This is a genomic window from Vibrio porteresiae DSM 19223 (assembly GCF_024347055.1).
Taxonomy (GTDB): Bacteria; Pseudomonadota; Gammaproteobacteria; order Enterobacterales; family Vibrionaceae; genus Vibrio; species Vibrio porteresiae.
Genome location: NZ_AP024895.1, coordinates 1908523 through 1931526, shown reverse-complemented (window position 1 = coordinate 1931526; position 23004 = coordinate 1908523). Strand labels below are relative to the sequence as shown.

The window sequence follows — 23004 nt, the reverse complement described above, 5'->3', positions numbered from 1 at the left end:
CTATTCATCCTTCACTCGACAAGCGGTTAATTGCCACATTACAGGCAAACTGAATGTACGCGACCGAAGCAAAGCGCTGCTTGGTTTTCTTCACATCGTCCAAGAGCGACGGGTCTGCCAATTGGGTGATACGGTCGATGGCCGCGCCGATGACGTTGACGTGATCTTCTTTGCGCAGAATCTGTTTGATCCACTCAGGAACGTTCTGGTGAGGTAGAAGTCCCAATATATCCACAGCGAAAATCCGCACATCGGGATTGTGGTTGTTAATCAGGTCACTCATATAAGGAGCAAGCAGATCCGGCGCATTTTGAAGTAATTCAATCGCTTGGTTACGAATGAAAGGGCTTTCCGACTCCAAAAAACAGGTCAGCTTCTGTACCACATCATCACATAAGTGGGTTTGCAATGAGGAGAACGCCACTTCACCTAGATAGGTAGACTCTTCATCCTCGATAAGCTTGATGATGTCATCAAGCAGCGGCAAGATGGCTTGGCTATCAAAGAGGTCAAGGTCGTGCAGCGCTGCGATTTTTTCCTCTTCTGTGCCACTTTGTAACTGCGGTTGAATCTTGGCGATGGAAGTCAGTGGTGCCAGTTGCACATCTTCAAATTCAATCTCGTTGGACACCAAAGATTTATTTTGCTTAATTAACGCCATTGGTCACCTCTTGGGAGAACGTGTGGGCACGATGGTAAAGCAGGCGACCCAATTCTTCTGGCGGCGCATGAGTGACTTCGGGACACAAAGTCAGCAAAGATTTGGGCATGCTATCAACGACACAAGAGCTGGGCGATTGGGCCATGACGATCCCGTGCTGCTGCGCTACTTTTGCCATTTCGTGGGCGCCATCGTTGCCAAGTCCGGTCATCATCACGCAGATAAGCTGCTTGCCACCTAAGGTGCGCTGCGCACTTTCGACTAACTTTGAAACGCTAGGATGCCAAACAAACCGACTATCAAGCGGGGTAGGCATGGCGACCAACTTGCCGCTGCGTTCGGTAACGATACAATCGCGATCGCCTTTGCACACATAAAGGCAACCCGCTTTGAGTTCGGTTGCCCCCGTGATCTCCAATACGGGAATATCGAGGACTTTGTCGAGCCGTTTAGCAAAGGCGGCGGTAAAGGTTTCTGGCATATGCTGGCAGATGATCACCGGTTGGGGATAATCCAGCGGAAGCTGCCGAGCGAGGCGTTCAACACAGCCAGGACCGCCAGTAGAGACACCAATAATGGTCACGCCACGACAGCGGTCGTAACTTATCTGTACCGGTTCGCGCGCGGGTAATGGTTCGCTATGCGCGCTACTGGAGGCTTTGACTGCGGCTTTTTTGCTGCCAGCCGCTTGAGTTACTTTGCGGCGAATCTCTTCTTCCAGTTGATTTAGGCCATTACAGACCGTTCCCCCTGGTTTGCAGACGTAATCGACTGCACCTAAATAGAGCGCTTCTAAGGTGACCAACGCACCTTCTTCAGTCAAGGAGGAGAGCACCACGACAGGCGTTGGACGCTCTGCCATGATATGACTTAAACAGGTCATGCCATCCATCTTGGGCATATTCATATCAAGGGTAATGACATCCGGCTGCCACGAATGCAGTTTGGACAACGCATCCACGCCATCACGCGATGTTTGAATTTGCGCGTTAGGAATGCCACTCAAAATGTGACTGATGGTGTAACGCATCAACGCGGAGTCATCGACAACTAAGATTTTCATTGTTCTCTCCCTGATCTCATCGCACCAATTAGTTTACTAACCCTTCAGCCTCATTGGCTGCCATGTACAACTTGTACATCTCGGTATTGTTGAGCAATTGGTCGGCTGACAGAACGCCTATCATGCGTTGATTGTAGTTGACGACCTGCTTCATCAGTTTCGCCTGCTCTTCACTTAGGGTTGGCGCAAATTCCAGTTGTGATTCTGGAATACGCAGCACTTCACTCACCGAGTCGACCACAAATCCGGTCGATACCCGGTCTAAATTGACCACTAGAATGCGTTGGCGATCGTGGCGTTCCATCTCATCGAGTTGAAAGCGTTTACGCAAATCCACAATTGGTAATACGTTACCGCGCAGGTTAATCACCCCTTCGATAAAATCGTCTGTGCGTGGTACGCGGCTAATGTTGGATGGAATGCGAATGATCTCTTGTACGGCATGGATGGAGATGCCGAACTCTTCTTTGTCCAATTTAAAAATGACCAACTGGGTATCAGTACTGTCATCCTCTGAGCTGTACAAGTCGTCGTCCATGTCACTCATCTCTAAGCCCTCTTGCTGTACAACATCCGTTAGTGAGCCAACGGTGTCGGAATCAAACAGATTGTTTACGTCCACAACACTCAAGGTGCGACCGCCTTCATCGAGATTGCAAATCGCTGAGATATCGGTGGATTGCCCCATGGATTTCATGATTTCTGGGACTGGGTCTAATTGGGAAACGTGTAGGCGAATCACTTCCCGTACGGCATCAATCACAATGCCGATGGGGATCACATGCCCCTCATTGGTAAAGTTCACGACCAGAACACGGTGGCTTTCGTTAAACGCGATTTGCGGCAAGCCGAACAGAGAACGCAGACTCATCAACGGCAGCGTTTTATCACGCAAATTCATCAAGCCCAAAATGGACTTGGCTGCTTTAGGTACGCGCGTGATGTTTTCTGGAATGCGCACAATCTCTTTGGTGTCTTCAAGATAGAAAGCGTACTCCTGACCATCAACAAGGCAGCACACCAATTGGCGCATCGAGCTGTCATCATCATCCAACTCTTCCAAATCGTGTGCTTGCATCGCCGAATTGCCAAAGCGTTTTGAGCAGCGCTCAATCTCGGCATGGATGGAATCGCCCAGTAGCTTTTGCGAGTTAAGTACTTGGATAATATTGTTGTCGGAGTGAATGGTATTGATGATGAGCTCTGCATCAATATTGCCACCGGCCGTATTGGTTTCTTTAATCGTGCTGGGGTCAGGTGTGGCGACGTTAAGCACGCGGTCGACCGTAAACCCCACGTGAGTGTGAGCGATTTTCATCACAATAACGCGCGTGGCATCGGTTAACTCGGCCTTAGGCTGTTCCAAAATGGAGCGCAAGCACAATACGGGCAAAATTTGACCACGTAGGTTCGACAAACCGGTGAGATAGTCCGGCGTCAGTGGCACGGTAAAGGTCACCGGTTGGCGAATGATCTCTTCTACCTCGGTCATTGGCACCGCGAAGAATTCATCACCCAATACAAAGTTGACGTATTGAGTGAGTTGCTCTTCGTTTTCCATGATCGCGTCTTGAGTCTGTTCCTTCATACATCACCTCGATCAGAAGGATTGGAGTTCGTCAGCTACGGCAGCAATATTTTCAATGGCGGAAGCCAGCTCGTCAGTGCTTGAGCTCTGTTGTCTTGCAGCAGCAGAGGCCTCATTGGTTGCTTGCGATGCTTCTTCTGCGGCAGAGCCAATTTGTTGCATGCCAGCCCGAGCTTCGATGATCGATTGCTCAATACCTTCCGCGCTTTGGGAGATCTTCATACTGCCATCGACTACGCCATTCATGCTCTCTTTGACCGTTTCGAGCTGTTTGGTGGTGAGTGCCGCTTTGTTGGCTTCTTCTAATACCGAGTTGAGAATGTCGGACAAATCTTTGCGCACGGCGTTGATTTGGTCTTGGATATTTTTCACTTGGTCTTTGATCTGCTCTGCGTTCTCTGCTGCATCATTCGCCAGATTTTGAATGTCGGTAGAAACCACCGCAAAACCTTTACCGAACTCACCCGCTCGTGCGGCTTCTACCGCGCCGTTGACCGCCAGCATCGCGGTTTGAATCGATACGTTGGAAATGCCATCGACGATTTTGTCAATTTGACGAGAGATGCGCTCCATATTGGCCATCTCACGCAGGTTTTCACGCGCGGCATTGGTTGACTCAGTGATGGCGAGAATCATCTCATCGACGGTGTTTTTGTTGCTATCAATACTTTCAAGCATGGCACGGCAAGAGGTGAGGCCGCTGGTGGAACGTTCTTTACCCAGTTTGGCTCCTTGCTCGATTTGAGTCAGGCTCGTGATCCCTTCTTCAACGCTGGATGACATTACTTTCGCGCCATCGTTGATTTGACGCAGCGCCCCCATGATTTCAGTAGAGGCACGACTGATCTCTTCAATGCTGGCTGACAGTTCTTCTGCTGCAGAGGCCACTTCCTCTGCCGATTTTGACATATCAGTTGAGGTACGCAGGTCGTCTGCCAGTTCATCTAATGCTTGAGCGGCATTGACCGCGCCATCAAGCGCCATCTGCTGCTGGTCGAGGGTTTTTAAGCTCTCTTCACAGGCGGCTGATTGTTCTTGAGCAGAATGGGAGACCATCTCAGAACCTTTAAGCGCTAATTCCGCCGCAGTCGACATCTCTTTTGCTGCATTGAGCAGCAGGTCAGCATCGCGAACCAAATCGCCCATCTCTCCACGAATATCGGTCAGTTGGCTACTCACAACCTTACCTTTTTCGACCTCTTGCGCGGCTTTTTCTGAGCTCGATTTCACCCCTTGCGATACCATAGAGGCGCCATCGGAAATGTCTTTAATCAAGCTTTCGATATTGGCAGCGTTGGTTTCAGCTTTTTCAGCGAGAGTGCGCACGGTATCTGCGACGACCGCAAATCCTTTACCGTGTTTACCAGCGCGTCCTGCTTCGATCGCGGCGTTTAACGCGAGCAGGTTGGTTTGGTCGGCAATATGAATAACTTGTTTCACTGCATCGCCAATTTTAGCGGCTTGTTGCGTTAACTCTTCCATGCGTTTCACGGAGTCGTTCTGGCGTTCGGAGGAGAGCTGAACGTTGTCGACCATGTCTGAGATTTTTTGCGCTACAGAGATGATCTCTTGTTCCACCGACGTAATGATGGTTTTCGATTGCTGGGCATAGGTCGCCTGTTCACCGATAAAACGGCTCATCTGCGACACAGCGGATTCACTTTGCTTGGTGGCAGATGACGATTCTTCTGCCCCCACCGCAATTTGTTCCATTGATGAACGCAGCTGGTTCATCGCTGAAGAGTTCTCTTCTAAACCTGCGAGCAGTTCAGCGGTTGCGGTTGCAATCCGTTCTGCTGCTTGCTGTTTACGCGCTAACGTTCGTGCTTGTTTACGCAGCTCATCTGCTTCTTTTTTGGGTTGGGCTGATGCAGACGGAGTGGTAGAGAGTTTCGTTGCAAATTCCTGTGACGATACATGTTTCTTCAGCGCCATAGCGACCTCGTATATTCCCTAATTCAGTGCAAGTCGTTCATTACGTCTTAATAATGAGATTATGGTTAAAAAAGTAACCAATATTTAACAACATTGAATTTAGACAATTCTGCCGCAAGTGAGAGTCGCTCTTTGGTGGTAATTCGCGAGATTAGAGTGATCTCTCTAATTTGAAGGGAAAGGAGATAGGTGAGTAGGTGAATAACGATCAATGCTAACCGTATGAAAATTAGAATAAGATAATGTTAGGTAAGGAGTAACAGCCAGATTTTTGTAACACTTTGTTGATGTTTTACTGGCTGTTATGTGAACAGAATGTGATCGTTTTAACTCTGACACTGCTGTTTTTTCTTAGCAAGAACGGCCGAACCGGCATCGCTCGGTAGAGTAAAACAGTCAATAATGGCGACCAGTGAGAGTGCCGCGGTAAAGAGCAATGCCAGACGAAAATCGGCGGTCATCGGTTCAATGGCACTACGCCCATGCCATTGACAGGCGATGGTGAGAAACAGAGCGCCCAAGGCAATCCCTGTCCCGACATTCATTTGTAAAAATACCGCTTGCAAGGTGTTGGCATCGCGCATTTGCTGTTGTGGCATATCGGCAAAACTCACGGTATTGATTGCGGTAAAGTGCATCGAGCGATTAATGCCACTAATAAACAGAATGATAGCGATGGTGAGATAGGAGGTTTGCGCGGTCATTTGCGCCATCGCGACAAACCCTGCGGCGACCATTAAGCCATTGACGATCAATACTCGTTTAAAACCAAATTGATACATGATGCGAGTGGTCAATGGTTTCATGCATAGGTTGCCAGCAAAGAGCCACAGTAACAGCGCCCCCGATTGCACAGGGCTATAACCCATGCCAATTTGAAACATCAATGGCAACAGAAATGGCGCGGTGTTGATGGCGATACGAAACAGCGACCCACCGACAATCGACAGACGGAAGGTGTTGATGGATAACGGCGCAAGGTTAAATAGGGGATGTGAGCTGCGCTGTAAGTACCAAGCGGTAAAGCCCAGTAACACCACGCCAACGACCAACAAGGTCAGTGACAAACTCAGTGCGACATCGTCACGACTGCTGGCTTCAAGGCCTGCCATCACGATACCAAAACCTAAGCCACTGAGAATAAAACCTATCGTATCAAAGCGTTGTACTGGTTCATGATGATCTTCGACGATGTGCCATGCCACCATTAGAGCGATGAGACCAAGGGGGAGATTTAAAATAAAAATCCAGTGCCAGCTCCATTGCGTAGCAATCCAACCCCCCAGCACTGGGCCAAGCAGTGGGGCGAACAGGGCAGGCCAAGTGAGAATGGCGATGGCCTGCACCAAACGATGTTTGGGGGTATGGCGCAGCACCACTAAGCGACCCACAGGAACCATCATCGCGCCGCCTAATCCTTGCAAAATTCGCGCTAAGGTAAATTCAGTCAGGTTACTGCAGGCGGCACAGAGAAGGGACGACAGGGTAAAGATAATAATGGCTAAGCTAAAAATGCGTTTGGGACCGAACTTATCGGCCGCCCAACCACTAATGGGAATAAAGATGGTCAACGCAACTAAGTAGGCGGAGACCCCCAATGAGAGGTGTGCAGCTGCAGTATGAAAATCTTTTGCCATCACCGGCAAGGCCGTGGTGATGACTGTGGAATCGAGAATTTCCATAAACATGGTACCCGCCACCAAAAGGGAGGTGGCGGTACGACGGTCCAGTTTGAACATATTAGGCTTTTCCTGCCTCAGTTAAGAGGGCTAATTCTTGCGCAGTGAGCGAGAGATCGATCGCTTTACGGAAGTTTTCAACATGAGTACGTTTGGTTGCGCTGGCGATTGGGGCGGTCACCGCTTTTTCTGCAATAAGCCAAGCCAGTGCCACTTGCGCGGGTTCTGAGTTGTGCTGTTCTGCAATGTGATCTAGTGCGGTAAGAATGCGTTCGCCTTTGGCGTTGAGGTATTTTGCAATACCTTCACCGCGGGCACTTTTACTTAGATCATCTTTAGTGCGGTATTTGCCGGACAAGAAGCCAGATGCCAAGCTGTAGTAAGTCACTACACCGATGTTTTCTTTGAGGCACAGGGCTTGAAGTTCGCTATTAAAACCATCGCGGTCAAATAGGTTGTATTCTGGTTGCAGCACTTGGTAAGCGGGTAGGTGATGTGCTTTGGCTGCAGCAATTGATTTACCTAGTTGAGCGGCGTTGAGGTTTGATGCGCCAATGGAGAGAATTTTGCCCTGTTTTAACAGCGCTTGATACGCGCTTAAGGTCTCTTCGTATGGGGTTTCTTCATCAGGCCAGTGAGAAAAATAGAGATCGATGTGGTCAGTTTTAAGGCGAGCAAGTGACTCATCGACCGCTTGCATGATCCATTTTTTGGATAAGCCTTTTTTGCCCGGTTGACCTAAATCGGAGCCCACTTTGGTAAAGAGTTTCACCTTGTCGCGCATTCCGGGACGCGCTGCGAGCCAGTTGCCAATGATGGTTTCGGATTCACCGCCTTTATTGCCGGGAGCCCATGCAGAGTAAACATCCGCTGTATCGATGGCGTTAAAGCCAAGCCCAACAAAGGTATCTAAAATATCAAAACTGGTTTTTTCATCGATGGTCCAACCAAACACGTTGCCACCGAACACCAAAGGCACAATATCAAAACCGGTTGTACCTAATGTTACTTGTTTCATTTTCTACTTCCTTTTCGCTGATAAAGTGAATTACAAAATGTCGTCAACCACACCACCATCGACACGTAAAGCAGCACCACTGGTTGCGGATGCTTGTTCAGAGCAAACGTACACCACCATGTTGGCGACCTCTTCAACGGTGGCTGCGCGCTGCAAAATGGAGCTTGGTCGGTTGGCTTTGATGAACTTTTTCGCGATCTCTTCGGCGCTTAAGCCGGTTCTTTCCACCTCTTCTTTCACCATGTCACGAAATCCATCCGATAGCGTTGGTCCTGGTAAGACACTGTTGACGGTCACTCCGGTGCCGGCAAAGCGTTTCGCCAGGCCACGAGATAAGGAGAGCTGCGCGGTTTTAGACACGCCGTAATGAATCATGTCGGCAGGAATGTTGCGTGAGGATTCGGATGAGATGAACACCACACGCCCCCAGCCTTGTTGTTGCATGGCGGGTAAGAAGGCGCGGGAAAGACGTACTCCGGACATCACGTTGGTTTGCCAATATTGTTCCCACGTTGCATCGCTGGTTTCAAAGAAATCTAAAGGACCGTAGATGCCAGCATTGTTAACCAATACATCGACATGACCTGCTGCATCAATTAGGCGCTGGCAACCTGCATCGCTACCCAAATCGGCGGCGATACCTTTCACATGCATAGCGGGAACGTCGGTGTGGAGACGATCCAGTGCACGATGGACGCTCTCTTCTGAGCGGCCATTGATGATCACTTGAGCACCACTTTCACCCAATAACTTAGCAATCGCATAACCTATACCACCCGTTGATGCGGTCACAAGCGCCGTTTTTCCAGTAAAGCTAATCTTCATGCTGTCTTCCTTTTGCAGTTAATAATGCGTGTAGTTTCATTGTAAGAAGGTCGGAAGCTTGATTAAATGGACATAATTGCAAATGACTCTTTCCAAAAGGTTAAGTATGAATTGGACCGATGATGTGGTGGGTTTACGCGTATTTGAAAAGATGGTGTCGCTGGGTAGCATGACGGCCGCGGCTTCGGAGTTGGGCATGTCGCTTGCGGCAGCCTCGAAGCGTTTGGCCAAATTTGAAGAGCGCGCTGGCGTGCAATTGATTCATCGCAGCACGCGGCAGATGTCGGTTAGCGAAGAGGGAATGATGCTGTACCAATATGCGCGCAAGATATTGGATGAGATGCATCGCGCGCAAGAGGCCATGCTGGAAAAACAAGAACGCGTGGCGGGAACGATTCGTATGACCGCGCCCAAAAGCTTTGGTCAGCGCCGACTGTTACCTATTTTTACCGAGTTTTGCCAGTGTTATCCGCAGCTCAAATTTGAGTTGGATTTTAGCGATGAGGTGAAAGATCTGCTGGGCGACGATTTGGATTTGGCGATTCGCTATGGCGTGTTGCCAGACTCGCGTTTGATTGCCCGTCAGCTGTTGCCGAATCGGCGCGTGTTGTGTGCTTCTCCAAGTTATCTTGAGCAGTATGGCGAACTGCACTCGCTAAAAGAGTTGGCGGCGCATCGCTGCATTACCATGGGGATTTCCGCGGATACCTTTTGGCAGTTCGATCATGACCGAATTGCTGTGCACGGGCACTTCTTATGCAGTGATGGGGAAATCAGTCATCAATTGGCACTGCAAGGCTTGGGGATTGCTCTGAAATCCTATTGGGATGTGGCAGAAGATTTACTGCAAGGCCGGTTGGTGCAAATTCTGCCCCAAGTAGCAACTGCTTCGGCGCCGATCAGTGTGATTTATCCTAAACATCGTGAGCAATCACCGCGCATGCGGCTGTTTATCGATTATTTGTTAGAAAAAATGGAAGAGCTGCAGCAAACGGTACTCAAAGATTTAGAACAAAAACAAGGCCAAACAGAGAGTTAAATTCTGTTTGGCCTCACATGTTTTACGCTGGCGATGCTATATCAAGACAATATAGTGCGATAAAGGTTATAGCACCTTACACGCAAAGCCCTTCAAGTAAAAACCTTCTGGGTAAGCGGTATCCACTGGGTGGTCACCAGCTTGTTCAAAACGTTCGACAAATTTAACGGTACGACCAGCATCAACAGCAGCATCCGCAATGATTTTTTGGAACAATACTTGATCCATCAAACCAGAACAGGAGTAGGTCAGTAGCGTGCCACCAGGTTTGATGATCTGCATCGCCAACATGTTGATATCTTTATAGCCGCGGCAAGCGCCGTTCAATTGTGCTTTTGATTCGGCAAATTTTGGTGGGTCCATCACCACCACGTCAAATTGCGTACCTTGGTCGCGGTATTCACGTAGCAGTTTGAACACATCCGCGTTAAGGAACACAGCGCGTTTTTTCGAGATATCAAACTCGTTAAGCTCGGCGTTATATTTCGCAGTATCCAAAGCAGGCTGTGAAACGTCGGCATTAATCACACGTTTTGCGCCGCCTTTCAGGGCATACAGGCCAAAACCGCCAGTGTAAGAGAAGCAGTTCAATACTTCTTTATCTTGCACGTATTTCATAGAACGTAAGCGGCTATCACGTTGATCAAGGTAGAAGCCAGTTTTGTGGCCGCCGACGATATCAACGCTGATTTTCACGCCGTTCTCTTCAATCACGACGGATTTTGGTGGCAATTCACCGTGCAGCAGACCCACACGCTCTTGCAAACCTTCTTTCTTACGTACAGCAACGTCAGAACGTTCGTAGATGGAGCAAGTTGGGAAACAGTGCACTAATGCTTCAATAAGCATCTCTTTGCAATATTCTGCACCAGCGCTAAGCAGCTGACACACTAAGAAATCTTGGTATTTATCGATAGTGATGCCTGGTAGACCATCCGATTCTGCCGCAATTAAACGGTAGCCGGTTAGGCCATCGCGCGCGATCAGTTCATCACGTAAGCTTTGTGCTTGCTCGATGCGTTCAATAAAGAAGGCTTTGTCGATAGGTTGTTTGGTAAAGCTCCAAATACGCGCACGAATCTGAGAGTTAGGAGAATAAGCCGCTTTCGCTAACCATTGTCCTTCGTGAGAGAAAACATCGACCGTTTCACCTAATTGAGGTTCACCTTCTAACTTGTCGATACCACGAGAAAAGATCCAAGGGTGACGACGTAGAACAGATTTGTCACGGCCTTTAGCCAGATAGATTGCAGGAGTCATTACGCTACTCAATATCGCTATTTAATAAAGGGCGATATTGTCATGTAACTGCTGGGGAAAAGCAAATAGAGCCGCATAAAAAAGCTGTTTTAATGCATGAGGCCAAAAAAACAGCAGTGCAGATGTCTAACTCTTTAGGAGTAGAGGAATATGCTAGCATTTCGCAAAAAACTGGAATATTGACTAATATTAGACGAAGCGAATGAATGAGAAAAAGAAGAAACAAGGTCGGACAAGTTTTGATCTGGATTGGGTTTCTTCCATAGGGTCACAGGTAGAATCACTGAACAGATCGAATTTGATTTGCAATGGATTCATACGGATATGGCTATGAGGGAACATCATGACTTGTGAGAAATTTACTGTTTCGGGTGTGGTGCAGGCTGTCGGATTTCGCTATTTCACCGCACACGAGTGTTTGAAGCTAGGGTTAACTGGCTATGCGAAAAATCTGTTTGATGGCAGTGTGGAAGTGGTGGCACACGGCAGTCCGGAACAACTTGATGCCCTGTATGAGTTTTTGGCTAAAGGGCCACGAACGGCAGTGGTGGAGAGCGTGCTTCGTGAAGCGGTGCCTTGCGATGTCGTTTATACCGGTTTTGAAATCTTGTAGGGCAGAGCGCCCTACAAGGATTACAAACATTTTGCGGGTTTGGGTAAGCCAGCCAATTTGGTTGCTTGCTTAGCAGGACCTTTCGGAAACAGCTTAAAGAGGTAAATGCTATTGCCTTTCTCTTTGCCGTACTCTTTTTCCATCGCTTTCACGAGCATACGAATTGCTGGCGAAGTATTGAACTCTTCATAGAAGTGACGAACAAACAGGATTACTTCACGATGGGCATCGGTAAGGTCGATGCCTTCTGCTTGTGCAAGTACTGCAATCATCTCTTCTTCCCACAACGAAGAATCTAATAGATAGCCTTCTTGGTCAGTTTCGATTGATTTGCCTTGGTATTGAATCATTTTTAGTGTCCCCAATCGTAATGTGCATAGGGTAGCGAAGGGAAAGGGGAGCCTCAAGTAGAAATCAGAGAATTTTATGACAAAAAGCCCCTAAGATAAGGGGCTTGGCTAATCAATAGGCTTATTCAGCGTGTTCTGGCTGATAAGCTGGGAAATCAATATACCCGTGACTGTCACCACCGTAGAAGATGGCGCGATCGGCTTCGACCAAGGGCCAATCGTTTTGCAATCTTTCGACTAGATCTGGGTTACCGATATATGGGCGACCAAAAGCGACCATATCAACATCGCCACGTTGAAGGTATTCTTCAGCGCTTTGTTTATCGAAACCACCGGCAATCATAATGATACCTTGGTAGTGTTCGCGGAATTTTCCGGTAAAGCCTTCGGGAATGGTAAAGACATCTCCAATGGTACCTTGCTCACTGAGGTGTACATAAGCAAGATTACGCTTATTGAGTTCATCACCTAAGGTTAACCAAGTTTCTTCTTCACCTTCGAACGCATGCATATCACTGAAACGGCCAAATGGGGCAACACGAATCGCGGTTTTTTCTGAACCGATAGCCGCTGCAATTTCGTCTACGACCTCTAGAGTCAGACGTAGACGGTTTTCTATGGTTTGACCGCCATATTGGTCATCACGAGTGTTTAAACCTGCATTGATAAATTGTTCAAGTAAATAGCCATTCGCACCGTGGATTTCAACACCATCGAAGCCCGCACGAATCGCGTTCTTCGCAGCGTTTACATAGTCTTGCTTAATGGCTTTGATGCCTTCTAGCGTTAATGCGGTTGGTTCGGATACTTCTACTTTTCCCGCGTTACCTTGTGCATCGTAAGCAAAACAAGTGCCGTTGGCTTTCTCTGCAACCGAGCTTACTGGTGCTTGATTGTTTGGTTGTAATGAGGTGTGTGACATGCGGCCCACATGCCAAATCTGAATAAAGATTTTTCCGCCTTTGTCGTGCACTGCTTGGGTGGTTTTCTGCCAGCCCTTGACTTGTTCTTCATTGTAAATTCCGGGAATGAAGAGAAATCCCTGACCTTGTTTTGATATTTGTGAGCCTTCGGTAATCAACAGGCCTGCTGAAGCACGTTGGGCAAAGTAGATAGCAGTATCGTCATCTGCTGCATCAAATTCGTTGTTAACTCGAGCGCGAGTCATAGGCGCCATGGCGATACGGTTGCTGAGTTCAAGCTGTCCCATTTTAATTGGAGAGAATAATTTCATGATGTGATTTCCGCTTTTTATCAAAGTGACCAAATGATGCTTAGATGAGCACCATTGGGTTGAATTCAGGGTTGGCGAGAGCATGTGAGTCACGGTGACCGCGAATGGGATATCTCTGCGTTGTGTTGCGGCTAATATCGCCAAATTTGAGGTAAAGATAAATGGGGTGGCAGTCGATTGAGAGTGGAATTAAATTCCACAAATAAACGCATATTAGATGGTTAATTAGGTTTAAGGATGAAATAAGCCATTTAAACAAAGCTAGGGGAAATAAAAAAGCCCAGGAAATTCCTGGGCTGTTTGCTCAACTCTTATGCTGCTATAAGCTTAGTCGTCGTTCATAACGCCTAGAATGCTTAGCAAGCTGATGAACAAGTTATAAATCGATACGAACAGAGTAATGGTCGCAGAGATGTAGTTGTTTTCACCACCACGGATGATTTGTTGTGTGGTCAACATGATTGCACCTGTTGAGAACAGCACAAACAGACCACTCATCGCTAGGTAAAGTGCAGGCATGTGGAAGAACAAGTTCACCACAGTACCAACCAGCAGTACCACGAAGCCAGCCATCAATAGGCCGCCGATGAAAGACAAATCACGCTTAGTGGTTAGGGCATACGCTGATGCACCTAGGAACGCAAGCGCTGTACCGCCAAGAGCAGTCAGAACCACATCGCCCATACCAGCACCCACGTACATGTTTAGGATTGGACCTAAGGTGTAACCTAGGAAGCCGGTAAACAAGAACGTGAACACCAAGCCCATGCCGTTGTTACGGTTCTTTTCGGTTAGGAAAAGCAAGCCGTAGAAACCAACTAGGGTGATGATGATGCCAGGACGAGGAAGGTTCATCGCCATGGAGACGCCTGCCACGATCGCTGACCAAAGTAGAGTCATAGACAGTAGTGCATAAGTGTTTCTTAGCACCTTGTTCGTTTGCAAAGCACCATCATAAGTGCGTGAGCGTGAGTACATAGGACTATTCATATTCTTCCTCGTAAAAGGTTTACCATTTACTTTTTAGACCGTGCCATAACAAAAAGTTCAACGGATTGTTACTGCTGGTCTTAGTTTGGCACTGCGACTAGGCAAGTGCACCGATTGCCAAATTAAATGGGGGCTAACAATGTTTTTTTCAAGTCTAGTGTGAACGACTATCGAAAACCTAGCTCCCTGTTTAGCATCCAATTTATGTGTTTAATCATAATAAAATTCAAGTAACAAACGTATGACCAAGTTGTAACACTATATGTCATTTTTATCGCTACTTATGGGCAGTATTACATTTAAACTGTCGCACTCAGTATAATGCTAACCGTGTGATAAGCAAAAAGAAAAGAGGCATAAAGCCTCTTTTCTTTGGTTGGAGCATACCAAAATCAGTGGTGCAAAATTTGCGATAGGAAATTTTGCGTACGATCCGATTGTGGATTTTCGAAGAAATCTTTTGGATTGTTCTCTTCGATGATCTCACCCGCATCCATAAAGATAACGCGGTCTGCGACTTCTTTAGCAAAGCCCATTTCGTGCGTTACACACAACATGGTCATCCCTTCGTCAGCCAGTTCCACCATAACGTCGAGTACTTCGCGCACCATTTCTGGGTCAAGTGCAGAGGTAGGTTCATCGAACAGCATCACTTGTGGGCTCATGCAAAGTGAACGAGCGATAGCCACACGCTGCTGTTGACCACCTGACAATTGACCTGGGAATTTGTCGGCCTGATCAGGAATCTTCACGCGTTTGAGGTATTTCATCGCGATCGCTTCTGCTTCCTCTTTTGGCATCTTTTTCACCCAAATTGGCGCTAACGTGCAGTTTTCCAATACGGTGAGGTGAGGGAAGAGGTTAAAGTGTTGGAAACACATACCGACTTCACGGCGCACCAATTCGATGTTTTTCAAATCTTCAGTCAGTTCGTTGCCAGCAACGATGATTTGACCTTTTTGGTGTTCTTCCAAACGGTTAATACAGCGAATCATGGTTGATTTACCTGAACCAGATGGGCCACAGATAACGATTTTTTCGCCCTTTTTCACGTTCAGATTGATGTTTTTCAGTACGTGAAACTCACCGTACCACTTGTTCATGTCCTTCAACTGGATCATAAAATCATGAGTATCTTGTTGCGTCATAATACGTTCCTTGAATCTTGCTTATCGTTTGTGGCCGGTATTGAGTCGGTTTTCGAGCCAAATTGAGTATCTCGACATACCAAAACAGAACACCCAGAACACTAACGCGACAAAAACATAACTTTCCGTTGCAAAGCCCAACCACGCAGGGTCGGTAGTCGCTGATTGACCAATACCCAGTACGTCAAACATACCGATGATCATCACCAGACTGGTGTCTTTAAAAAGACCGATAAAGGTGTTTACGATGGAAGGAATAGTGATCTTCAATGCCTGTGGCAAAATGATCAGTCCCATTTTCTTCCAGAAGCTTAAGCCCAAGGCGTCTGCTGCTTCGTATTGGCCTTTAGGAATAGCTTGCAAGCCACCACGCACGACTTCCGCCATGTACGCTGCACTAAATAGGGCAACCCCAATCAACGCACGTAATAGTTTGTCGATATCGTGACCTTGGCTAAGGAAGAGTGGAATCATTACCGATGCCATAAACAGCACGGTAATCAGTGGCACGCCACGCCAAACTTCGATGTAAACGGTACTTAGGGTACGAATCAACGGCATGGTTGAACGACGACCTAGAGCCAAAAATACGCCAATTGGTAGTGAAACGACGATACCCACCAAGGCAATCACTAAGGTCACCATCAAGCCGCCCCATTTGTGGGTTTCAACCACAGGTAAACCTGCGTAACCACCAAATAGCAGACCAGCAATAAGGAATGGATAGATCAGAATAAAGAAACCGAAAATCCACTTACGCCCTGGTGTTTTCTCATAAGCCATCGCAGCAATGAGCACGGCTAATGAAGCGAAGAACACACGTGGACGCCACAGTTCTGCTGCAGGGTAGAAACCATACATGAACTGTTCCCAACGTACGCGAATAAAGACCCAACAGGCTCCATCACGAGTACAAGCATCACGCGTTGCGCCAATCCAATCGGCGTTAATCACAGCCCATTCGAGGAGTGCCCACACAGCGCGAACTGCAAGGAATAACAGCACTACAGTAACAATGCTGTTAACTGGACCATTGAACAAGTTTTTCTTCAGCCAGCCAACGACACCGGTGGTGTTCTCTGGTGGCGGCAGACTAGGTTGAAATTGATGTACTTTCTGCGCTTTCATATTATCTCTCCACCAAGGCAACTTTGCGGTTATACAAGTTCATCAGGATTGAGGTGATAATACTCAAGGCTAGATAAACACCCATGGTCATAGAAATAATCTCTATGGCTTGACCTGTCTGGTTCATCGTTGTGCCAGCAAATACGGAAACCAAGTCTGGATAACCGATCGCAGTGGCTAGGGATGAGTTTTTGGTCAAGTTCAAGTATTGACTTGTCAATGGTGGAATGATGATGCGCATCGCTTGCGGAATGATCACCAATTTCAATGTCTTCGTTTTTGGCAGACCAAGCGACATTGCCGCTTCGGTTTGACCATAACTCACGGCATTGATACCTGAACGCACGATTTCGGCAATAAACGCTGCGGTGTAGATAGACAGAGCAAACCAAAGTGCAACCAGTTCAGGAATAATGGCCATACCACCACGGAAGTTAAACCCTTGTAGATGAGGATAATCCGCTGAAATAGGCATGCCAGCAAGGAAATAAACAACCACTGGGAACGCAATCACTAAACCTAAGCCGATAGGCAGCATAGGCGTTTGATGGCCAGTGAGCTTTTGCTTGTTCTTCGCCCAAATACCGATCGCGATGGTTGCGATGATACCGAGGATAAATGCACCAATAACAAAACCACTGCCCGGGCCAAAGACTGGGGAAGGGATGTATAGGCCACGTACGTTAAGGAACACGCTCTCGCCAAGGTGAAAACTTTGACGTGCTGAAGGCAGCGCTTGCAGAACGGCGAAGTACCAGAACAAAATTTGCAGTAACAATGGGATGTTACGGAAGATTTCGATATAGACAGCTGCCAAACGGCTCACGAGCCAGTTGTTGGACAAACGTGCAACACCAATCACAAATCCAAGCGTTGTCGCACAGATAATACCCAAAATCGACACTAGGGCCGTATTAAGCAGACCAACGACAAACGTTCTTCCGTAGGAGTAAGTTTCATTGTAATCAATCAGACTTAAACCAATACCAAAACCCGCAGGTTGGTCTAAGAAACCGAAACCGGTTGCAATACCACGTGCGTCTAGGTTGGTCAGAACATTGCTGATGATGCTGTAGAGGAAGTAGACCAGCGCAGCTACAGTCAAAAACTGAAAAACTACTGATCGAAAGGTTGGATTATAGAATAGGTTTGTGCTTTTCCCTGAGCCGGCTGATGGCGAGCTCATCGCACTATTAGTAGGTTTCATACAACGATAACCTCATATCCATTTTCGATATAGGAGTAGCTAGGCCACTCCTGTTATACCTTCGTTGAAATAAAGTTGTGGCCAAATCCACAGCCACAACTCATTAATGGTTAGGTATAGCGCTCTATTAACGGACTGGTGGAGCGTACATGAAGCCGCCCGCGTTCCATAATGCGTTTACGCCACGAGCGATTTGCAGTGGAGAACCTTTACCAACGGTGCGTTCGAACATTTCACCGTAGTTACCCACTTGTTTCACGATTTGGTAGCCCCAATCGTCGCGAATGCCTAGGCCAGAACCTTTAGGACCGTCTACACCAAGAATACGTTTGATGTTTGGATCGTCAGATTTCAGCATTTCATCAGCGTTAGCTGAAGTGATGCCGTACTCTTCGGCGTTGATCATTGAGAATAGAACCCATTTCGCTACGTTGAACCATTTGTCGTCGTCTTGACGAACAACTGGACCTAGAGGTTCTTTAGAGATGATTTCTGGTAAAACCACAGCTGTGCTTGGATCCGCTAGGTTTAGACGTAGAGCGTATAGACCAGATTGGTCAGTAGTCAGTGCGTCACAACGACCAGATTCGAAACCTTTCACAGTTTGTGCAGATGTATCGAATACCACTGATTTGTAGCTCATGCCATTTTTACGGAAGTAGTCAGCTAGGTTAAGTTCGGTAGTTGTACCTGATTGAACACAGATAGATGCACCATCTAGCTCTTTAGCACTTTTCACGCCTAGTGTTTTCTTCACCATGAAGCCTTGACCATCATAGTAAGTTACGCCAGCGAAGTTTAGACCAAGCGCGGTATCGCGTTGTAGAGTCCAAGTGGTGTTACGAGAAAGAATGTCGATTTCGCCAGATTGAAGTGCAGTGAAACGTTCTTTAGCGGTAAGAGGTACGTATTTAACTTTTGTTTTGTCGCCTAGAACAGCTGCTGCTACTGCTTGACAATATTCAACGTCGATACCTTCCCATTGACCTTTGGCGTTTGGGTTAGAGAAACCTGGAAGACCAGTACTCACACCACAAGTTACTTCTCCTTTCGCCAACACTTTATCTAAAGTACTGTCTGCTGCTGACGCCGAAGTTGCAACGAGGGCAGAAGAAGCCGCTATTGCTGACGCTAGAAGTGTTAGTTTATTTGCCATTTGTATCCTTCCTGTATGATCCATGATTGATCAGGTTTCCCTGATGCAAGGTTCAGAAAATGTTGCGTTATATTCGTTATTTACGTTGTTTTTACCAAGAAACGACTATTGATAAATCAACTGTTTATAAGCGTAGGTAAGGTTTTAGTTTTTCTCAAACATATAATTTAAAAAGATTTTCGTTTATTCTTTCTTACCGCCGCTGTGGTTAGAATGGCGAAATGTTATGCTATTGTAAATAGTGCAATTATGCTCGATTTTGGTGCAACAGAACGGATAATGTTTGCTCAGTTTTTTCTTAGTGAACAGTTCACAGAAGATGTGTTGATTTGGAATTAATCACTACATTCATGTGAAAATACAGTGATAAATTATTTCATTTTTCTTTTTTTCTGGTTTTACTGCACCTTTATTGGTCGAAATAGTTTTTTAGCGAATGATCGAAGTGAGTTAATTTAAATGCGATATTTTCCTCTGTTTATGGATCTGAACAACAAACCTGTCTTAGTCGTTGGCGGAGGAGAGGTGGCGTGCCGTAAAATCGACGCTCTGCTAAGGGCTGGCGCTTATGTCACTGTGGTGTCGCCAAAGGTGGCGCCTTACCTTGAGTCTTTAGTCAAGGATGGCAAGTGTGTTTGGATTAAGAATTTTTATTCATCTAGCGTGTTGGACCAACCGTTTGTTCAGGTTTGGGCGACGACCGATAATCCAGAGCTCAACCATCAAGTCCATAAGGAAGCAAAACAGCGCGGTTTGCTGGTGAATGTGGTTGATGACCAACCCTATTGCGATTTCATTACCCCTTCGATGATTGACCGCGGTCGTATTCAAATTGCCATCTCTAGTGGTGGTGCTTCTCCGGTATTGGTGCGTAACTTGCGTGAGACGATAGAAGCGGTGTTGCCCAGTAACTTGGGCCTACTGGCCGAGTTCGGTTCATCGAAACGTAATTCGATTAAAGAGGCATTGCCGAGCGTGGATTTGCGTCGTCAATTTTGGGAGCGTTTCTTTGCCTTGACCGAAGTGAAGCAGGCAACCAGTCGCGATGTGTTAGAACAAGCATATAGTGAGCTGCTCAAACAAGATAAGCCGCGTGAGCTTGAAGTGGTGTGGATTGAGTTTGCTCAAGATGTGGAGCGTCTGTCACTTAAGGCACTACGCATTATGCAGCGAGCCGAGCGTGTGCTGTATCTGAAGCAGTGTCCGTTTGAGTTCATCGATTTGTGTCGCCGTGATGCGGAGCGAGAGCTGTTTAAAGATGACACCACCCTTAGCCAAAGGCTGGCTGAGCTGAAACAAGAAGAATCCCGTGTGGTGATTTTTATTCCACAAGGTACTCAAGCCTATAGCTTATTGCAATCAGGTCAGCGTGTGATTGGTTTGGCTAATGAGCGTTTAGCGTAAAGCGCACTGTTGTGAAGCATAAATAGAAGAGGGGCTGATGTTGCAGCCCCTTTTTTCATGATAAATCGCCATTACCTATTGGTCGTAATAGGACTCACGGTTAAATCTTAAACCAAGGCGTACTTTTCGATGGCAACCGCAACACCATCTTCATCGTTTGATAGCGTGATGACATCGGCTGCTGCTTTGGCTTCTTCCATCGCGTTGCCCATCGCAACGCCTAAACCGGCATAGTGCAACATATGCAGATCGTTACCCGCATCGCCCATACTGATCACTTCGCTCGCTGGGATATTGAGGTGATCGGCAATCGCTTTAAGACCAACCCCTTTGTTGCTGTTAGGGTTCAAAAATTCCAGGAAGAAAGGTGAGCTTTGCACAATAGTGAAGCGCTCGTAAAACTCAGCAGGGAGCTGTTTAATCGCCGCAGAGAGTTTTTCTGGCTCATCAATGATCATCGATTTGATGATCGGATGATCGTCTTCTAGGGTATCGAAATCCATTTCGGTGATACCGATACCGTTAATAGTCGCTTCCACTTCGGTGTAGCGGCTGTTTTGGGGTGTAATCAGCCCTAAAGGTTGGCTGAAGGCGTGGGTGTTAACCCCGAGTTTTTGCGCAATGTGGTAGATGTCTTTTGCATCTTTACCAGTAATGATGTCTTGATGAATCACTTCACCAGTACCAACGTTTTGCACAATCGAACCGTTATAGAACAACACGTAGTCGTCGTTGGATTGAATATTCAGTTCCGCAAGGTGATCACGAATACCTTCAATCGGGCGACCAGTGGCAAGCACAACACGAATACCTTGTTGGCGTGCTTTGGTAATGGCTTCTTTAGTTCTTGGTGTAATTTGCTTTTGGCTGTTAAGCAGGGTGCCATCCATATCCAGAGCGATAATTTTGTACATAGTAGACCTAATAACTAAACTGAACGAAATTGTGAGGGTATCAAAGGGTTGTGAACAAAAGAAAACAACCACCACGTAAAATAACAACCTAGTTATGGTGTTAAGAAAACGCTTCCATAGTACATGGTATTGGCGCGCAATACCAATGTGCTTATCCAATCGGTTCGCTTATCAATGGCAATCGTTTTCGGTCCCTTCACTATTTATTAGTGACTCAATTTCCCCATGGTTTGTGGGGTGGGAAGTGAGCGACAAAAGGGATAAAATACGCCAGATTTGCAGGTTTAAATTGACCTCTACCCAAGCTTCTATTAAGGTCTGCTCCCTGCAATTTTTGTAATTGATAAGTTAGGCAGAAATCACCTTGTATAAAGTTAACGAAATGTTTGAGACGATTCAGGGCGAGGGCGTGTTTACCGGCGTTCCCGCAGTGTTTGTTCGTCTTCAAGAATGCCCAGTTGGTTGCGCTTGGTGCGATACCAAGCAGACGTGGGATGCCAGCCCTCAAGATGAACGCTCTTTTGATCTCATCTTAGCGAAAACCGCAGACAACCCAACATGGTGCTCTGCGACTGCGCAAGATATTGTTGAGCGATATCGCACTCAAGGGTATACGGCGAAACATATCGTGATCACAGGTGGTGAGCCGTGTATTTATGATCTTCGTCCACTGACTGAAGCCTTTGAAGCCCATGGTTGCCGTTGTCAAATTGAAACCAGTGGTACTAGTGAAGTGATTACTTCACCAAACACATGGGTTACAGTGTCACCAAAAGTCGCGATGAAAGGCAAATTGCCTGTGCTGGATAGTGCGCTGCAACGTGCGAATGAAATTAAGCATCCAGTGGCGACCGATTCTGATATCGAAAATCTTGATGAACTGTTACTGCGTGCCAATGTGTCGGCAGAAACCGTTGTCGCGCTACAGCCGATCAGTCAAAAACCTCGTGCCACTCAGCTATGTATTGATACTTGCATTGCACGTAACTGGCGCTTGTCGATTCAAACTCATAAATACCTCAGTATTGCGTAAGGATTCATGTCGATGAAAAAAGCCGTTGTTGTGTTTAGTGGTGGTCAAGATTCAACCACTTGTTTGGTGCAAGCACTGAAAGAATTTGATGAAGTTCATGCGATTACTTTCGATTATGGTCAGCGCCATAAGCTGGAAATTGAAGTGGCGCAAGAGCTTGCTAAACAGTTGGGCGTTACCGCGCACAAAGTCATGGATGTTGGTTTACTAAATGAGTTGGCGATCAGCTCTCTGACTCGTGATGACATTCCTGTCTCTGGTGAGTTGCAAGCCAATGGTCTGCCAAACTCATTTGTGCCAGGCCGTAACATTCTGTTCCTGACTCTTGCTGGCATCTACGCTTACCAAATTGGCGCGCAGTCGGTGATAACCGGTGTGTGCGAAACCGATTTTTCTGGCTACCCAGATTGTCGTAACGATTTTGTGAAAGCCATGAACAGCGCACTTGTTCAAGGTATGGATCGTCAGTTTGAAATTCGTACTCCGCTGATGTGGCTCAACAAAGCGGAAACATGGGCGCTGGCGGATCAAAACGGTGCGTTGGATCTGGTTCGCTCTCATACGCTCACTTGTTATAACGGTGTGATTGGCGACGGCTGCGGTGAATGCCCATCTTGTAAATTGCGTAAAGCTGGCCTTGATGATTACTTGCTACATAAAGAGAAGGTCATGGCTTCATTAGTTTCTAAGCAGCAAACGAACTGAATCTAAGCAGCGAATTGATTATTAACCGATTGTTATCTAGGGCCATCATATGTG

General features: G+C 47.0%; 21 protein-coding genes. 5 read left to right on the top strand and 16 right to left on the bottom strand.

Annotated features, from left to right (window positions below; translation table 11 throughout):
• Nucleotides 1–4 precede the first annotated feature (4 nt).
• The 7 genes from OCV11_RS08645 to OCV11_RS08615 all read right to left on the bottom strand — a co-directional run bounded on the left by OCV11_RS08645 (nucleotide 5) and on the right by OCV11_RS08615 (nucleotide 8769).
• Entirely contained in the window at nucleotides 5–661 is a 657-nt protein-coding gene (locus OCV11_RS08645; RefSeq protein WP_261892207.1) for a HEAT repeat domain-containing protein, read from the bottom strand.
• Nucleotides 648–1724 carry a chemotaxis protein CheB gene (locus tag OCV11_RS08640; RefSeq protein ID WP_261892205.1) on the bottom strand — a complete coding sequence of 359 codons (1077 nt, stop codon included), beginning with the start codon at nucleotides 1722–1724 and terminating at the stop codon, nucleotides 648–650. Before OCV11_RS08640 ends, OCV11_RS08645 begins: the two co-directional genes overlap by 14 nt.
• Before the next feature lie 28 nt (nucleotides 1725–1752).
• The gene (locus OCV11_RS08635; RefSeq protein ID WP_261892203.1) at nucleotides 1753–3312 is read right to left on the bottom strand and encodes a chemotaxis protein CheW; all 1560 of its coding nucleotides are present in this window, start codon (nucleotides 3310–3312) and stop codon (nucleotides 1753–1755) included.
• A gap of 12 nt (nucleotides 3313–3324) precedes the next feature.
• The gene (locus OCV11_RS08630; protein ID WP_261892201.1) at nucleotides 3325–5247 is read right to left on the bottom strand and encodes a methyl-accepting chemotaxis protein; all 1923 of its coding nucleotides are present in this window, start codon (nucleotides 5245–5247) and stop codon (nucleotides 3325–3327) included.
• A gap of 326 nt (nucleotides 5248–5573) precedes the next feature.
• A complete protein-coding gene (locus OCV11_RS08625) occupies nucleotides 5574–6986 on the bottom strand; it encodes a DHA2 family efflux MFS transporter permease subunit (RefSeq protein WP_261892199.1) in 1413 nt (470 codons plus the stop codon).
• Between the two features lies 1 nt (nucleotide 6987).
• The gene (locus tag OCV11_RS08620; RefSeq protein WP_261892197.1) at nucleotides 6988–7944 is read right to left on the bottom strand and encodes an aldo/keto reductase; all 957 of its coding nucleotides are present in this window, start codon (nucleotides 7942–7944) and stop codon (nucleotides 6988–6990) included.
• Nucleotides 7945–7974: 30 nt separating this feature from the next.
• Complete coding sequence (locus OCV11_RS08615) at nucleotides 7975–8769, bottom strand: SDR family NAD(P)-dependent oxidoreductase (RefSeq protein WP_261892195.1); 795 nt, start codon at nucleotides 8767–8769, stop codon at nucleotides 7975–7977.
• 106 nt (nucleotides 8770–8875) lie between these two features.
• On the opposite strand from OCV11_RS08615, the gene OCV11_RS08610 reads away from it, so the two are divergent.
• On the top strand, nucleotides 8876–9808 hold the full coding sequence (locus OCV11_RS08610; protein ID WP_261892193.1) for a LysR family transcriptional regulator: 933 nt from the start codon (nucleotides 8876–8878) through the stop codon (nucleotides 9806–9808).
• Between the two features lie 66 nt (nucleotides 9809–9874).
• On the opposite strand, the gene OCV11_RS08605 is transcribed toward OCV11_RS08610, so the two are convergent.
• Complete coding sequence (locus OCV11_RS08605) at nucleotides 9875–11068, bottom strand: class I SAM-dependent methyltransferase (protein ID WP_261892191.1); 1194 nt, start codon at nucleotides 11066–11068, stop codon at nucleotides 9875–9877.
• Between the two features lie 343 nt (nucleotides 11069–11411).
• Here OCV11_RS08605 and yccX point away from each other — a divergent pair, with 343 nt between their 5' ends.
• Nucleotides 11412–11681: an acylphosphatase gene (gene yccX, locus OCV11_RS08600; RefSeq protein WP_261892189.1), complete on the top strand. Its 270-nt coding sequence runs from the start codon at nucleotides 11412–11414 to the stop codon at nucleotides 11679–11681.
• A gap of 20 nt (nucleotides 11682–11701) precedes the next feature.
• Here the strand turns inward: yccX and OCV11_RS08595 are convergent, their stop codons facing one another.
• The 7 genes from OCV11_RS08595 to OCV11_RS08565 all read right to left on the bottom strand — a co-directional run bounded on the left by OCV11_RS08595 (nucleotide 11702) and on the right by OCV11_RS08565 (nucleotide 18894).
• Nucleotides 11702–12031 carry a TusE/DsrC/DsvC family sulfur relay protein gene (locus OCV11_RS08595; protein ID WP_261892187.1) on the bottom strand — a complete coding sequence of 110 codons (330 nt, stop codon included), beginning with the start codon at nucleotides 12029–12031 and terminating at the stop codon, nucleotides 11702–11704.
• Between the two features lie 121 nt (nucleotides 12032–12152).
• Entirely contained in the window at nucleotides 12153–13265 is a 1113-nt protein-coding gene (locus tag OCV11_RS08590; RefSeq protein ID WP_261892185.1) for an alkene reductase, read from the bottom strand.
• 327 nt (nucleotides 13266–13592) lie between these two features.
• The gene (locus OCV11_RS08585; protein WP_261892183.1) at nucleotides 13593–14255 is read right to left on the bottom strand and encodes a Bax inhibitor-1/YccA family protein; all 663 of its coding nucleotides are present in this window, start codon (nucleotides 14253–14255) and stop codon (nucleotides 13593–13595) included.
• A gap of 392 nt (nucleotides 14256–14647) precedes the next feature.
• The gene (locus tag OCV11_RS08580) at nucleotides 14648–15403 is read right to left on the bottom strand and encodes an amino acid ABC transporter ATP-binding protein (RefSeq protein WP_261892181.1); all 756 of its coding nucleotides are present in this window, start codon (nucleotides 15401–15403) and stop codon (nucleotides 14648–14650) included.
• A gap of 21 nt (nucleotides 15404–15424) precedes the next feature.
• Nucleotides 15425–16531 (bottom strand): amino acid ABC transporter permease, encoded by a 1107-nt coding sequence (locus OCV11_RS08575; protein WP_261892179.1) that lies wholly within the window; start codon nucleotides 16529–16531, stop codon nucleotides 15425–15427.
• Nucleotide 16532: 1 nt separating this feature from the next.
• Nucleotides 16533–17738: an amino acid ABC transporter permease gene (locus OCV11_RS08570; protein ID WP_261892177.1), complete on the bottom strand. Its 1206-nt coding sequence runs from the start codon at nucleotides 17736–17738 to the stop codon at nucleotides 16533–16535.
• Nucleotides 17739–17865: 127 nt separating this feature from the next.
• Nucleotides 17866–18894 carry an amino acid ABC transporter substrate-binding protein gene (locus OCV11_RS08565; RefSeq protein WP_261892175.1) on the bottom strand — a complete coding sequence of 343 codons (1029 nt, stop codon included), beginning with the start codon at nucleotides 18892–18894 and terminating at the stop codon, nucleotides 17866–17868.
• A 459-nt stretch (nucleotides 18895–19353) separates the two neighbouring features.
• Here OCV11_RS08565 and OCV11_RS08560 point away from each other — a divergent pair, with 459 nt between their 5' ends.
• Nucleotides 19354–20298: a precorrin-2 dehydrogenase/sirohydrochlorin ferrochelatase family protein gene (locus OCV11_RS08560; RefSeq protein ID WP_261892173.1), complete on the top strand. Its 945-nt coding sequence runs from the start codon at nucleotides 19354–19356 to the stop codon at nucleotides 20296–20298.
• Between the two features lie 107 nt (nucleotides 20299–20405).
• Here OCV11_RS08560 and yidA read toward each other — a convergent pair whose 3' ends face one another.
• Entirely contained in the window at nucleotides 20406–21212 is an 807-nt protein-coding gene (gene yidA, locus OCV11_RS08555; protein WP_261892171.1) for a sugar-phosphatase, read from the bottom strand.
• A 364-nt stretch (nucleotides 21213–21576) separates the two neighbouring features.
• Between yidA and queE the strand changes: the two genes are divergently transcribed.
• Both queE and queC read left to right on the top strand, forming a co-directional pair.
• Nucleotides 21577–22245, top strand: coding sequence for a 7-carboxy-7-deazaguanine synthase QueE (gene queE / locus OCV11_RS08550; RefSeq protein WP_261892169.1), 669 nt, complete (start codon nucleotides 21577–21579; stop codon nucleotides 22243–22245).
• Nucleotides 22246–22257: 12 nt separating this feature from the next.
• Nucleotides 22258–22950, top strand: a complete 693-nt coding sequence (queC, locus tag OCV11_RS08545) for a 7-cyano-7-deazaguanine synthase QueC (RefSeq protein WP_261892167.1) — start codon at nucleotides 22258–22260, stop codon at nucleotides 22948–22950.
• The last annotated feature ends 54 nt before the right edge of the window (nucleotides 22951–23004 follow it).

Excerpts from the sequence above, each read along its gene's own strand:
- OCV11_RS08645 (WP_261892207.1), bottom strand. The coding sequence starts at position 661 with ATGGCGTTAATTAAGCAAAATAAATCTTTGGTGTCCAACGAGATTGAA.
- OCV11_RS08640 (WP_261892205.1), bottom strand. The coding sequence starts at position 1,724 with ATGAAAATCTTAGTTGTCGATGACTCCGCGTTGATGCGTTACACCATC.
- OCV11_RS08635 (WP_261892203.1), bottom strand. The coding sequence starts at position 3,312 with ATGAAGGAACAGACTCAAGACGCGATCATGGAAAACGAAGAGCAACTC.
- OCV11_RS08630 (WP_261892201.1), bottom strand. The coding sequence starts at position 5,247 with ATGGCGCTGAAGAAACATGTATCGTCACAGGAATTTGCAACGAAACTC.
- OCV11_RS08625 (WP_261892199.1), bottom strand. The coding sequence starts at position 6,986 with ATGTTCAAACTGGACCGTCGTACCGCCACCTCCCTTTTGGTGGCGGGT.
- OCV11_RS08620 (WP_261892197.1), bottom strand. The coding sequence starts at position 7,944 with ATGAAACAAGTAACATTAGGTACAACCGGTTTTGATATTGTGCCTTTG.
- OCV11_RS08615 (WP_261892195.1), bottom strand. The coding sequence starts at position 8,769 with ATGAAGATTAGCTTTACTGGAAAAACGGCGCTTGTGACCGCATCAACG.
- OCV11_RS08610 (WP_261892193.1), top strand. The coding sequence starts at position 8,876 with ATGAATTGGACCGATGATGTGGTGGGTTTACGCGTATTTGAAAAGATG.
- OCV11_RS08605 (WP_261892191.1), bottom strand. The coding sequence starts at position 11,068 with ATGACTCCTGCAATCTATCTGGCTAAAGGCCGTGACAAATCTGTTCTA.
- yccX (WP_261892189.1), top strand. The coding sequence starts at position 11,412 with ATGACTTGTGAGAAATTTACTGTTTCGGGTGTGGTGCAGGCTGTCGGA.
- OCV11_RS08595 (WP_261892187.1), bottom strand. The coding sequence starts at position 12,031 with ATGATTCAATACCAAGGCAAATCAATCGAAACTGACCAAGAAGGCTAT.
- OCV11_RS08590 (WP_261892185.1), bottom strand. The coding sequence starts at position 13,265 with ATGAAATTATTCTCTCCAATTAAAATGGGACAGCTTGAACTCAGCAAC.
- OCV11_RS08585 (WP_261892183.1), bottom strand. The coding sequence starts at position 14,255 with ATGAATAGTCCTATGTACTCACGCTCACGCACTTATGATGGTGCTTTG.
- OCV11_RS08580 (WP_261892181.1), bottom strand. The coding sequence starts at position 15,403 with ATGACGCAACAAGATACTCATGATTTTATGATCCAGTTGAAGGACATG.
- OCV11_RS08575 (WP_261892179.1), bottom strand. The coding sequence starts at position 16,531 with ATGAAAGCGCAGAAAGTACATCAATTTCAACCTAGTCTGCCGCCACCA.
- OCV11_RS08570 (WP_261892177.1), bottom strand. The coding sequence starts at position 17,738 with ATGAAACCTACTAATAGTGCGATGAGCTCGCCATCAGCCGGCTCAGGG.
- OCV11_RS08565 (WP_261892175.1), bottom strand. The coding sequence starts at position 18,894 with ATGGCAAATAAACTAACACTTCTAGCGTCAGCAATAGCGGCTTCTTCT.
- OCV11_RS08560 (WP_261892173.1), top strand. The coding sequence starts at position 19,354 with ATGCGATATTTTCCTCTGTTTATGGATCTGAACAACAAACCTGTCTTA.
- yidA (WP_261892171.1), bottom strand. The coding sequence starts at position 21,212 with ATGTACAAAATTATCGCTCTGGATATGGATGGCACCCTGCTTAACAGC.
- queC (WP_261892167.1), top strand. The coding sequence starts at position 22,258 with ATGAAAAAAGCCGTTGTTGTGTTTAGTGGTGGTCAAGATTCAACCACT.